We start from the raw sequence: 11820 nt of genomic DNA on the forward strand, positions 1-11820 counted from the left end.
GAGAGGGAGACAATCAACTGCTTTTCTTGCCCGGCTTTAGCCCACGGTGAAGCTCGTTGATGCGCTTCATCGACTTGATGGTGCGCTGCGGCTCGGTGGAGGCGACGGATAAAACAATCATCTCCAGGCACAGCAGCACCGTGCCGTGGAGGGGGATTTTGCCCTTCTCGCCGCCGCGCGGAACGTGGATCACCACGCTGGCCTCTTTGCTGAATCGCGAGTCGGTGGCATTGGTGAGCAAAATGGTGGGGATCCCCAGCCGTTTCGCTTCGCGCAGCGTGGTCTGCCCTTCCCGATGCGCGGATTTTTGCGCCATCATGATCAGCACATCCCCGCGCTGGAGACCTATCAACTGCTCGGCCAGCCCTATTCCCGTGCGGTTAAGCGGCGTGGCGGGTAGCCCCATCCGGCTGAACAGCCTGGCGGTGTAGTCGGCCAAAATCCCGGACGCGCCAATCCCAAATATGGCAACCTGCCTCGCCTGCGCCAGCAGCGAGACCGCCTGCGCCATCGCGAAGCGGTTGTGGGGTTCAGACAACACCTCACAGGTGTGCTGATGCCCCTCCAACACGAAATCAATGCTCGCATTGACGTCGCTGGTCAGCGTATTCACCGTGGTGGAGATCTTTTCGCTGGAGGTCACAACCGGGCCAAACCACTGCTCCAGCGTCTGCTTGAGATCGCGCAGCCCGGCGAAACCCAGCGCCTGGATGGCGCGAACGACGGTGGCGTCCGACGTTTTGAGCAGCGTCGCGATCTCCATTGCCGTCTGCTCCATCACCGCTTCACGATTTTCATTGATATAGCGCGCCACCTGCAGCAGGCGCGGCGTGAGCTGGTGCGACCGGGAGCGGAGGCGGTCACCGAAGAGATCAACTTTACGGCTCATCGTGACGCCTCCGGCAGCGGACGTCCGGCAATCTGCGACTGGACCTGCGCGGCCATCAGCCCTAACGAGGCGAACGAGTTCGAGATGGCCTCTTCACGCGAGATCAGAACGTAATGTCCGGTGCGACAGGCATTCAGGAACTGACACCAGCCCGGCATCACCGCATCCATCGCCGCCAGCTCATCCTGCGGTTTGCCGCCCGTATCCCCGCGCCAGGTGGCGAAAACGAAATCCGCATCCAGCTCCGGCAGCCGCTCGGCGCTGACGTCAATGCGTCCCCCTTCCGGGATGGACTCAATCAGCGGCGGGAAGGTGAACCCGGCATCACGCAGCACGCGGCCCAGCGAGTGATAGCTGTGCATGGCATTGATTTTCCCCTGATTGGCCTGAATCACCGACACGCTCACTTTGCGGGTATCAATAGTCGCTTTAAGCGCCTTAATTTGCTCCTGATAGCGCCGCTCCAGAACCTTGAGCCGCGCCTGCGTGCCCGTCAGTTGCGCCAGCTTGCGGTAGATCTCCGGTGCGCCGCCGTCGAGATGATCGATACTCACCGTCGGGGCAATTTTCTCCAGTTGTTCCACCGGGGTATTTCGCGTCGGCTCGGTAATGATCAGGTCAGGCTTTGCGGCGGCGATGGCTTCAATGTCGATATCCGCAGTGCCGATAAACTTGATGTCGGAATTATCGAAGTCGACGCCGGTCAACATGCCGCTGGAGCGCAGAAAATGGCTGCCGTCCGGCCGGGTGCGGCCATGGCTCGCCACCGGCGGTACGCCAAGCTCAATCAGCGGAATAGTAATGTCCAGGTCGTGTAGCGAGACGATCCGTTTCGGATGCACCGGCACCACCACCTTACGGTTCAGATCGTCAGTAAACGTCTGCGTCGGCTCGGTCGCGCTCGCCGCAAATCCCACCAGCAACAGCAATGAAAACAGTATGCGCATGTTAATCCCCTAAAATCTGTCCCGACGCTGCCAGAGCAGCAGCAGGAAAAACGGTCCGCCAATCAGTGAAATCACAATTCCCGCCGGCAGCTGCAGCGGGAGGAATGCCAGCCGCCCGACGTTATCCGCCAGTAGCACCAGCAGCGCCCCCAGCACGGCGCTGCCCGTCAGGAGCGCCGTTTGCCCGCCGCGGAGCAGCAGGCGCGCCATGTGCGGCGCAATCAGCCCGACAAAACCAATGCTGCCCACGCAGGAGACGCAGGCCGCCGTCAGCACTACCGGGGCGAGAACCCTTAGAAGCGCCAGCCGGTTTGTGCGCACGCCAAGGCCCGCTGCGGTGTGGTTACCAAGCAGCGCCACGTCCGCAGCGCGGGCGGTAAACAGCAGCAGCGCAAACGCCGGAAGCGCCCAGGCAGCGGCAATGCAGACCAGCGTCCAGTTTGCCGCGTGGAGGCTGCCCGCCAGCCATAGCATCGCCGTCTGCACGTCGCGCACGTCCGCCGTGGTCATAAAGACGCCCATTGCGGCGGCAAAGACCCACGACACGCCGATGCCGATCAGGATGAATCGCGGACGTGAGATATCGCGCGCCAGGGCCACCACCAGCAGCGCGGTGAGCAGCCCCCCGGCCATGCCAACCAGCGGCCGCCAGGCCAGGCCCAGCGCCGGGAACTGAAATATCAGCAGCAGTACCGCCGCGCTACAGCCCTCTTTCACCCCGATAAGCCCCGGATCGGCCAGGCCATTGCGGGTTATGGACTGCATTGCCGCCCCCGCCATGCCGAGCATCCCACCGCACAGCGCCGCCATCAGCAAGCGTGGCAGGCGGATATCCATCACGATGTAGCGCGTCTCTGACGTCAGGGTTTCTGGATAAAACAGCGCGCGCCCGATGGCGGAAGTGGGGATGGGCAGAGAGCCGTGCGTCAGGCCAAACCCCGTCAGCAGGCAGGCGGCCAGCGTCAGGATGACCAGACATACCAGCGCCTTTGGGCGGACCAGCGCCGAGAAGGCGCCAACGCGTAGCGCACGCAGTCCGGCGCGGTTCATTTAAACATCCTCGAGGCCATGAAGATAAAGACCGGGGCGCCAACCAGCGCGGTCATGATGCCGGTTGCCAGCTCCCAGGGCAAAAACAGCGTGCGGGCAGCGATATCCGCCAGCAGCAGAACCAGCGCCCCGCACAGGGCGGACAGCGGCACCATCACGCGCAGATCGACCGACACCAGACGGCGAACGAGCTGAGGCACCACGAGCCCAATAAAGCCGATCGGCCCGGCGAGGGAGACCGCCGCACCGCAGAGCAGCGCGATGGCCATCAGGGCAAGCAGCCGGGTTTTCAGCAGCGATACGCCAAGCCCCTGCGCCATTCTGTCGCCCAGCGCCAGCATGTTGAGCGAGGGCGACAGCCAGAGCACCAGCGCAAAGCCCACGCCAGCCACCCACAGGGCAGCGGCAATCGTTTCACCGCTGACCCCCGCTAAATCCCCCGCCAGCCAGGTGCGCATGGCGAGCAGCGTCTGTTCATCGAGGATGAGCACCGTGGCGGTAATCGACGAGGCAAACGCCGACATCGCCACGCCGCACAGCGTGACCTTCATCGGCGTAAGCCCGGTGCGTCCGGACGAGGAGAACGTGAGCACCAGCAGAAACAGCGCCGCGGCTCCGGCGGCGGCAATCAGCGGGCGCCCAAACGGCAGCGTCATCCCCAGCGCGCTCGTCAGCACCACCGCCAGCGCCGCCCCGGCGTTGAGCCCCAGAATATGCGGTTCGCCGAGCGGGTTGCGGATCGTGGATTGCAGCAGCACGCCCGCCACACCGAGCGCGGCCCCCGCCACCATCGCGGCGCAGAGGCGCAGCAGTCTGAGCTTGATGATGATGTTATGGTCGAAATTGCGCGGATCGAAGTGGAGGATGGCCTCCACCACCGTTTGCGGGGCGATAAAGCGGGCGCCGATCCCCAGATGGGCAATCGCGCCGGTTGCAAGCAGCAGGGCGAACATCAGGAAAGCCAGAGAGGTGCGCATCATGGCTGTTTTGCGACCTGGCGAAACGGCATAAAGAACGGTTTACCGGTCAGCGGATTGATGGACATATGCACGTCGACATCAAACACCGCTTTAATCAGCTCCGGCGTGCAGGCGTCCCCTTCATGCAGTACGCCCTCGACTTTTCCCTGGCGTAAAAAGACCAGCGAATCGCCGTAGCTCACGGCGAAGTTGAGATCGTGCAGCACCACCACCACGGTACGTCCGTGCTCGCGCGTCAGCGTATGCAGCAGTTCGAGGATCTCCACCTGGTAGCGGAGATCGAGGAACGTGGTGGGTTCATCCAGCAGGATATAGGGCGTTTGCTGCGCCAGCGCCATGGCGATCCAGCAGCGCTGACGCTGGCCGCCGGACAGGCTTTCGACGGGCATGTGGGCAAACTCGGCCGTGCCGGTCAGGCGCAGGGCCTCCTCCACCGCCTGCTCGTCCTCGTCGCTCCACTGGCGCATAACGTTCTGCCAGGGAAAACGCCCGCGCGAGACCAGCTCAAAGACGGTTAACCCTTCCGGCAGCAGCGGAGACTGCGGCAGGATGCCAAGCTGGCGGGCGACGGCTTTCGTCGGCTGCGCGTGGATCGCCTTGCCGTCGAGAACCGCCGCGCCGCCAAGCGGCTGAAGCAAACGCGCGATGGTACTCAGCAGCGTGGATTTTCCGCAGCCGTTCGCCCCCACCAGAACGGTGATTTTCTGCTGGGGGATCGCAAGAGAAATATCATCAACGATGATTTTTTTCTGATAACCGGCAGAAAGATTCTCCAGAACCAGACCCGGTTTTGTCGTGTTGTGAGCCACGTGCATGCCAACGTAATAAAAAAGGGAAACAAATATAAATAAAAATCATTCTCTTTTGAGAGTTTGAGGCCGCGCCATGTAGTAGTCAAGGGAAGAAACACCCTGAAAAAAACAGGGGTAACGGTGTGCTACTACACTGGCCAGTAAAACAATAAAGACTTAATTTTCAATTGATTAATTGATTCCCCCTGTGCTTTTCCGTTACGTTTCAGAGATGTAGCCGATTTTTAGCTTTTTTCATTTACTACTACATTTCCGCATGATTGAATGATTCTCAATTACATGTTCGATGCCAGTTCTGGCTAACGGGCAGACCATAAAGGGCAATGACTCACAGGTTCTTCCGTGAAGCACCTTCACGGATATTTTGGGATAACAGTTGTAATGGCTACGTTCACACCTTCACTCTCTGGGATAAAAGGGCGCGCGCTCTTTTCACTGCTGTTTATGGCGCCGCTGTCGCAGGCAGCAGACACCACGGCTAAAGACGGCGAAACGCTTACCGTCACCGCCGATCCAAATGCTACGGCGGAGGCCACCAACGGCTACCAGCCGCTGAATACCTCCACCGCCACGTTGACCAACATGCCGATGCTGGATATCCCGCAGGTGGTGAATACCGTCAGCGATAAGGTGCTGGCGGATCAGCACGCCACCACGCTGGATGAAGCGCTCTATAACGTCAGCAACGTGGTGCAGACCAACACCCTGGGCGGTACGCAGGATGCCTTCGTACGCCGCGGGTTTGGCGCAAACCGCGACGGCTCGATCATGACCAACGGCCTGCGCACCGTGCTGCCGCGCAGCTTTAACGCCGCAACCGAACGCGTGGAGGTGCTGAAAGGCCCGGCCTCAACGCTGTACGGCATTCTCGATCCGGGCGGCCTGATTAACGTCGTCACGAAGCGCCCGGAGAAAATCTTCGGTGGCTCGATTTCTGCCACCTCTTCCAGCTTTGGCGGCGGCACCGGACAGGTCGATGTCACCGGTCCGATTGAGGGCACGCGCCTGGCGTATCGCCTCACGGGCGAGTATCAGGACGAGGATTACTGGCGCAACTTCGGCAACGAACGCAGCACGTTTATCGCCCCTTCGCTGACCTGGTTCGGCGACGATGCCACCGTGACCGTGCTCTATTCGCATCGCGACTATAAGACGCCGTTCGATCGCGGAACGATCTTCGATCTCAACACTAAAAAGGCCGTCGACGTCGATCGCAAAACCCGCTTTGACGAGCCGTTTAACGTGACCGACGGGCAGTCCGATCTCGCTCAGCTTAACGCGGAATACCGCCTCAACAGCCAGTGGACCGCGAAGTTCGACTACAGCTACAGCCAGGATAAATACAGCGACAACCAGGCCCGCGTCATGGCCTACGATTCAAAAACCGGCACCCTGACCCGCCGGGTGGATGCAACTCAGGGCTCGACCCAGCGCATGCACAGCACCCGTGCGGATCTGCAGGGCAACGTGGATATCGCGGGCTTTTATAATGAGATCCTCACCGGCGTGTCGTATGAAAATTACGATCTGCTGCGCACGGACATGATGCGCTGTAAGAACGTCAAAGGTTTCAATATCTATAATCCGGTTTACGGCAAACTCGACGAGTGTACAACCGTCTCCGCCGCTGACAGCGACCAGACGCTCAAGCAGGAGAGTTACTCGGCCTACGCCCAGGATGCCCTGTACCTGACGGATAAATGGATTGCCGTCGCCGGGCTGCGCTACCAGTATTACACCCAGTACGCGGGCAAAGGTCGTCCGTTTAACGTCAATACCGATAGCCGCGACGAGCAGTGGACGCCGAAGCTGGGGCTGGTTTACAAACTGACGCCAGCAGTCTCGCTGTTTGCCAACTATTCGCAGACGTTTATGCCGCAGTCGTCTATTGCGAGCTACATTGGCGACCTGCCGCCGGAAACCTCAAACGCGTACGAAGTAGGCGCAAAGTTCGATCTGTTCGACGGCATAACCGCCAATATCGCGCTGTTTGATATTCACAAGCGCAACGTGCTGTACACCGAAAGCATCGGGGGCGAAACCATTGCCAAAACCGCGGGCCGCGTGCGATCTCAGGGCGTGGAGGTGGATCTTGCCGGCTCACTGACCGAGAACACCAATATTATCGCCAGCTACGGCTATACCGACGCGAAGGTGCTTGAAGACGCGGATTACGCGGGTAAACCGCTGCCGAACGTGCCGCGCCATACCGGCTCCCTGTTCCTGACGTACGACATTCATAATGCGTTTGCCGGGAATACCCTGACGCTCGGCGGCGGCGGGCACGGCGTTAGCCGCCGCTCGGCGACCAACGGTGCGGATTATTATCTGCCGGGCTATTTCGTGGCGGATGCGTTTGCGGCGTATAAGATGAAGCTGCAGTATCCGGTGACGCTGCAGGTGAACGTGAAGAACCTGTTTGATAAGACCTACTACACGTCGTCGATTGCGACCAACAACCTGGGCAACCAGATTGGCGACCCGCGCGAAGTGCAGTTTACGGTGAAGATGGAGTTTTGATGTAAAAAAGTCCGGTGGCGCTAATGCTTACCGGGCCTACGATCCATTCCCTCTCCCTGTGGGAGAGGGTTAGGGTGAGGGTATCAGGCCTCAATATCCGCCATATCCCCTTTCTCCTGCAGCCAGTTACGTCGGTCTTCCGAACGTTTCTTGGCGAGGAGCATATCCATCACGGCGTTGGTTTGCTGTTCGTCTTCGTCGCTGATCGTCAGCTGCACCAGGCGGCGCGTGTTCGGATCCAGCGTCGTTTCGCGCAGCTGCATCGGGTTCATTTCGCCCAGCCCTTTAAAGCGCTGCACATTTGGTTTGCCCTTCTTACGCTTAAGCTGCTCCAGCACGCCCGCCTTCTCTTCTTCCGTCAGCGCGTAGTACACCTCTTTGCCGAGGTCGATACGGTAGAGCGGCGGCAGCGCCACGTGGACGTGACCGTTTTTCACCAGCGTGCGGAAGTGCTTTACAAACAGCGCGCACAGCAGCGTGGCGATGTGCAGACCATCGGAGTCCGCATCCGCGAGAATGCAGATCTTGCCGTAGCGCAGCTGGCTCAGATCCTCACTGTCGGGATCGATGCCGATCGCAACGGAGATGTCGTGTACTTCCTGCGAGGCCAGCACTTCGTCTGAAGAGACTTCCCAGGTGTTCAGGATCTTACCCTTGAGTGGCATGATCGCCTGATATTCACGATCGCGCGCCTGTTTGGCCGACCCACCCGCCGAATCCCCTTCCACGAGGAACAGCTCGGTGCGGTTGAGATCCTGCGCGGTGCAGTCCGCCAGCTTGCCCGGCAGCGCAGGGCCGCTGGTCAGCTTTTTACGCACCACTTTCTTCGCGGCACGCAGACGACGCTGGGCGCTGGAGATGGCCATTTCAGCCAGCATCTCAGCAGCCTGAACGTTCTGGTTCAGCCACAGGGTAAACGCATCTTTCACCACGCCGGAGACGAACGCCGCGCACTGGCGCGATGACAGACGTTCTTTGGTCTGACCGGCAAACTGCGGATCCTGCATCTTCACGGAGAGCACGTAGGCGCAGCGGTCCCAGATATCTTCCGCCGAGAGCTTCACCCCGCGCGGCAGAATGTTGCGGTATTCGCAGAACTCACGCATCGCGTCCAGCAGTCCCTGACGCAGGCCGTTGACGTGGGTACCGCCGAGCATGGTTGGGATCAGGTTGACGTAGCTTTCGGTCAGCAGCTCGCCGCCTTCCGGCAGCCACAGCAGCGCCCAGTCCACCGCTTCGGTATCACCGCTAAAGTTACCGACAAACGGTTTTTCCGGCAGCGTCGGCAGGCCGTTTACCGCTTCGCACAGGTAGTCGTTCAGGCCATCGGCGTAGCACCAGGTCTGCTCGGTGTTGTTGACGTGATCTTTAAAGGTAATTTCCACGCCCGGGCACAGTACCGCTTTGGCTTTCAGCAGGTGCGTCAGACGAGAAACGGAAAAGCGCGGGCTGTCGAAGAAGCTTTCGTCAGGCCAGAAGTGGACGCTTGTGCCGGTGTTGCGTTTAGCGCACGTGCCGACAACCTGCAGATCCTGCACCTTCTCGCCGTTTTCAAACGCGATGTTGTACACCTGACCGTCGCGACGGACGTTCACTTCCACGCGTTTGGACAGGGCGTTCACCACGGAAATCCCCACGCCGTGCAGACCACCGGAGAACTGATAGTTCTTGTTGGAGAACTTACCGCCCGCGTGCAGTCGGCAGAGAATCAGCTCAACGGCAGGCACGCCCTCTTCCGGGTGGATGTCCACCGGCATGCCGCGACCGTCGTCGATGACCTCCAGCGACTGATCGGCGTGCAGGATGACGTCAACGCGCTTGGCATGGCCCGCCAGCGCTTCGTCCACACTGTTATCAATAACTTCCTGGCCCAGATGGTTCGGGCGCGTCGTATCGGTATACATCCCCGGGCGGCGGCGAACCGGCTCAAGCCCGGTGAGTACCTCAATGGCATCAGCGTTATAGGTTTGCGTCATGATTTAAACTAGCAATTCGCATTGATTGTCAGTGGCTGTGCAGTCCAAGAAAATCGACAATCTGGGTGAAATGATCCTCAAAGCCCGTGAAAGCATGGTTTCCGCCCTCTTCTATAGTCTGGCGGCAGGAGGCGTAATACGCCACTGCCTGGCGGTAATCCAGCACTTCATCACCCGTCTGCTGCAGCAGCCAGATGAGATCCGGCGCTTCAAGCGGGTCGACCTGCATAACTTTGAGATCGTAAATATGGCGTGACTCTAGCACATATTGCTGCCCGGTGTAGGGGTTCTCGTTTTCGCCAAGAAAGTCCCTCAGCAGCTCAAATGGCCGTACCGCCGGATTAACCACAACGGCGGGCAGCATAAAGCATTGTGAGAGCCAGGTGGCATAGTACCCGCCCAGCGATGAGCCAACTACGCCAAAGGATTCACCGCCGTGTTCAAGCACGATCGATTCGAGCATTTCCGCCGCCTCCGCCGGATACGGCGGCAGCTGCGGGATAATCATCTCAACGTGGGGGTGATGCTCGCTCAGCCACTGGCGAAACTGCGTCGCTTTTGCGGAGCGCGGCGAGCTGTTGAATCCGTGCAGATAAAGGAGCGTAGACATCAGTAGCCTTCTGAAGCGGTATCCGGGCGGAACTCTGCGCCTGCCAGACGGCAGACTTCCGTGGTCAGCGTGCCGTCGGCATGCAGTTCCAGCCAGCGCCAGCCTGGCGCGATGGTATCCAGCGTAAAGTTGGCGCAGTGCGGCTTAAACTGCACACAGGTTGACGGCGTCGCCAGCATGCGGCGTCCGTTCCAGTCGAGATCCTGTTCCTGATGGATGTGTCCGCACAGCAGGTGTTTCACGCGCGGGTATTTCGCCAGCACGCTATCCAGCGCCGCGGAGTTACGCAGGCTGTGCTGATCCAGCCAGCTGCAGCCTGCCGGCAGCGGATGATGATGGAGCAAAAGCAGCGTATGACGTTCAGGTTCGGCAGCCAGTTTGGTCTCCAGCCAGTCGAGTTGAAACTCGCTTAATTCACCGTGCGGGACGCCAAATACCTGGCTGTCCAGCAGCAGGATCTGCCACTGTTCACCCGCAAATACGCACTTCGCCGGAGAAATCCCCGCATCCTGAAGGGAGCTGTACATTGCGGGCTGGAAATCGTGGTTTCCGGGCAGCCAGACGCAAGGCACGCTAAAGCTCGCGATGCCTTCAGCAAAATGCTGGTAGGCCGCGGAGGACTGGTCCTGCGCCAGATCGCCCGTTGCGACAATCAGGTCGCAGTCGCGATGTTCAGCGTGAATGGCGCTCAGTACCGCCTGATAACTCTCCCAGGTATTAACCCCCAGCAAAGTTTCATGCTTTTCGGCAAAAAGGTGGGTATCGGTGATTTGTAATATCCTGACTGGCGCCCCACCAGCAACAGTCAGGTTCAACAGGCTTTCCAAATGGTGTCCTTAGGTAGGTTTATGACGCTAACAAACCGGAATCGCCATTGCTCCATGTGCTAAACAATATCTTAGCCAGTCGGCTAAAAACTGGTTAATTTGATGCTTTTCGTCGCGTTGATGCAACTTTTTATTCGGATAATCATACCGCGCCTTGAAGCGAAAGATCTGCTGACTTGAACACACTTCAGCGACCATCGCGTCATGATAGAGACGCACCGTCATTGACGGCAGGCTCCAGTAGCTGATGCTGGGCGCTGTTTGTTCTATTTCCACCAGCGTAGTGTAGCGCGTTGATTCTGTTATCGTTAACCGATACTGCGCGTTGCTCACCTGATAGCTTACCGTTTCGCCGGGTGCGTCGTTTCTCGGCAGCAGGCGGCGCAATTGTGCGAAATTGGTTTCGCACAGGCGCATCATTTCTGGGAAGTCAGGCGTATAGCGCTTCATTTTTTCCACTCGTTTCGTAATGTCTGATAATGCAGCTGCAGCCATTGCAGGGCGATGACAGACGCTGCGTTGTCGATTTTCCCCTCTTCTACCCACTGATAAGCCTGTTCCCGGCTCACCACATGAACCCGAATATCTTCGTTTTCATCAGCCAGACCGTGAATGCCTTCTGCGGTCGTGGCGTCCACTTCGCCCACCATAATGGATAAGCGTTCGCTGGTGCCACCCGGACTCGCCAGATAGCTCAACACCGGTTTTGTGCGACCTACCACCAGCCCGGCCTCTTCCAGCGCCTCGCGCCGGGCGACGTCCTCGACCGACTCGCCTTCTTCGATCATCCCGGCCACCATCTCCAGCAGCCACGGGCTTTCACTGGTGTCATACGCGGCAATGCGGATCTGCTCCACCAGCACGACTTCGTCACGCACTGGGTCAAAGGGTAGCAAGACAGCCGCATGCCCGCGCTCAAAAATTTCACGTCTGATTTCGCCGCTCATTTCACCGTTGAACAGGCGATGCCTGAAACGGTAAAGATCCATCGAAAAAAAACCGCTATAAAGCGTTTCTCGTGCAATAATTTCTACATCGTTTTTGGCGAATGTCACGGGCAACTTTTCTGGTTTTTGCATGAGTCGAGTCCTGGTAGCAATGGTGATGAAATTATGAATTTCAAGGCTGTTTGGCTGCCGTTTGTAAGGCTATATGGTAGATTGGTGCAAATTACCGCCAGATGGCACGTAACGCCAACCTTTTGGTGTG

General features: G+C 59.0%; 11 protein-coding genes. 1 reads left to right on the plus strand and 10 read right to left on the minus strand.

The genetic code is table 11. The annotated features are described in order from the left end of the window. Positions 1-13 precede the first annotated feature (13 nt). The 5 genes from ACMGGH_RS01920 to ACMGGH_RS01940 are packed head-to-tail and all read right to left on the minus strand — an operon-like array spanning position 14 to position 4675. Positions 14-889 carry a MurR/RpiR family transcriptional regulator gene (locus ACMGGH_RS01920; RefSeq protein WP_028014433.1) on the minus strand — a complete coding sequence of 292 codons (876 nt, stop codon included), beginning with the start codon at positions 887-889 and terminating at the stop codon, positions 14-16. Then, complete coding sequence (locus ACMGGH_RS01925; protein ID WP_048959954.1) at positions 886-1836, minus strand: iron-siderophore ABC transporter substrate-binding protein; 951 nt, start codon at positions 1834-1836, stop codon at positions 886-888. The genes ACMGGH_RS01920 and ACMGGH_RS01925 overlap by 4 nt, the downstream gene beginning before the upstream one ends. A gap of 9 nt (positions 1837-1845) precedes the next feature. Beyond that, a complete protein-coding gene (locus ACMGGH_RS01930; protein WP_136343784.1) occupies positions 1846-2886 on the minus strand; it encodes a FecCD family ABC transporter permease in 1041 nt (346 codons plus the stop codon). After that, positions 2883-3866 carry a FecCD family ABC transporter permease gene (locus ACMGGH_RS01935; protein ID WP_232948968.1) on the minus strand — a complete coding sequence of 328 codons (984 nt, stop codon included), beginning with the start codon at positions 3864-3866 and terminating at the stop codon, positions 2883-2885. The genes ACMGGH_RS01930 and ACMGGH_RS01935 overlap by 4 nt, the downstream gene beginning before the upstream one ends. Further along, positions 3863-4675: an ABC transporter ATP-binding protein gene (locus ACMGGH_RS01940; protein WP_028014437.1), complete on the minus strand. Its 813-nt coding sequence runs from the start codon at positions 4673-4675 to the stop codon at positions 3863-3865. Before ACMGGH_RS01940 ends, ACMGGH_RS01935 begins: the two co-directional genes overlap by 4 nt. A 384-nt stretch (positions 4676-5059) precedes the next feature. On the opposite strand from ACMGGH_RS01940, the gene ACMGGH_RS01945 reads away from it, so the two are divergent. Then, positions 5060-7198, plus strand: coding sequence for a TonB-dependent siderophore receptor (locus tag ACMGGH_RS01945; RefSeq protein ID WP_232948969.1), 2139 nt, complete (start codon positions 5060-5062; stop codon positions 7196-7198). An 83-nt stretch (positions 7199-7281) separates the two neighbouring features. On the opposite strand, the gene parE is transcribed toward ACMGGH_RS01945, so the two are convergent. The 5 genes from parE to nudF are packed head-to-tail and all read right to left on the minus strand — an operon-like array spanning position 7282 to position 11690. Next, complete coding sequence (parE, locus tag ACMGGH_RS01950) at positions 7282-9174, minus strand: DNA topoisomerase IV subunit B (protein ID WP_028014439.1); 1893 nt, start codon at positions 9172-9174, stop codon at positions 7282-7284. Between the two features lie 28 nt (positions 9175-9202). Then, entirely contained in the window at positions 9203-9784 is a 582-nt protein-coding gene (gene yqiA, locus ACMGGH_RS01955) for an esterase YqiA (RefSeq protein ID WP_041908103.1), read from the minus strand. After that, on the minus strand, positions 9784-10611 hold the full coding sequence (gene cpdA, locus ACMGGH_RS01960; protein WP_028014441.1) for a 3',5'-cyclic-AMP phosphodiesterase: 828 nt from the start codon (positions 10609-10611) through the stop codon (positions 9784-9786). The genes yqiA and cpdA overlap by 1 nt, the downstream gene beginning before the upstream one ends. 27 nt (positions 10612-10638) lie before the next feature. Further along, positions 10639-11061, minus strand: a complete 423-nt coding sequence (locus tag ACMGGH_RS01965; RefSeq protein WP_003862516.1) for a DUF1249 family protein — start codon at positions 11059-11061, stop codon at positions 10639-10641. Continuing rightward, positions 11058-11690, minus strand: a complete 633-nt coding sequence (gene nudF / locus ACMGGH_RS01970; protein ID WP_028014443.1) for an ADP-ribose diphosphatase — start codon at positions 11688-11690, stop codon at positions 11058-11060. Before nudF ends, ACMGGH_RS01965 begins: the two co-directional genes overlap by 4 nt. Between the last annotated feature and the right edge of the window lie 130 nt (positions 11691-11820).

The sequence above is a fragment of the Enterobacter sp. BNK-16 genome (assembly GCF_048684955.1).
Lineage (GTDB): Bacteria > Pseudomonadota > Gammaproteobacteria > Enterobacterales > Enterobacteriaceae > Enterobacter > Enterobacter bugandensis.

What these genes read in the sequence shown, in the direction of transcription:
- ACMGGH_RS01920 (WP_028014433.1), bottom strand. Translation starts at nt 889, where the DNA reads ATGAGCCGTAAAGTTGATCTCTTCGGTGACCGCCTCCGCTCCCGGTCG.
- ACMGGH_RS01925 (WP_048959954.1), bottom strand. Translation starts at nt 1,836, where the DNA reads ATGCGCATACTGTTTTCATTGCTGTTGCTGGTGGGATTTGCGGCGAGC.
- ACMGGH_RS01930 (WP_136343784.1), bottom strand. Translation starts at nt 2,886, where the DNA reads ATGAACCGCGCCGGACTGCGTGCGCTACGCGTTGGCGCCTTCTCGGCG.
- ACMGGH_RS01935 (WP_232948968.1), bottom strand. Translation starts at nt 3,866, where the DNA reads ATGATGCGCACCTCTCTGGCTTTCCTGATGTTCGCCCTGCTGCTTGCA.
- ACMGGH_RS01945 (WP_232948969.1), top strand. Translation starts at nt 5,060, where the DNA reads ATGGCTACGTTCACACCTTCACTCTCTGGGATAAAAGGGCGCGCGCTC.
- parE (WP_028014439.1), bottom strand. Translation starts at nt 9,174, where the DNA reads ATGACGCAAACCTATAACGCTGATGCCATTGAGGTACTCACCGGGCTT.
- yqiA (WP_041908103.1), bottom strand. Translation starts at nt 9,784, where the DNA reads ATGTCTACGCTCCTTTATCTGCACGGATTCAACAGCTCGCCGCGCTCC.
- ACMGGH_RS01965 (WP_003862516.1), bottom strand. Translation starts at nt 11,061, where the DNA reads ATGAAGCGCTATACGCCTGACTTCCCAGAAATGATGCGCCTGTGCGAA.
- nudF (WP_028014443.1), bottom strand. Translation starts at nt 11,690, where the DNA reads ATGCAAAAACCAGAAAAGTTGCCCGTGACATTCGCCAAAAACGATGTA.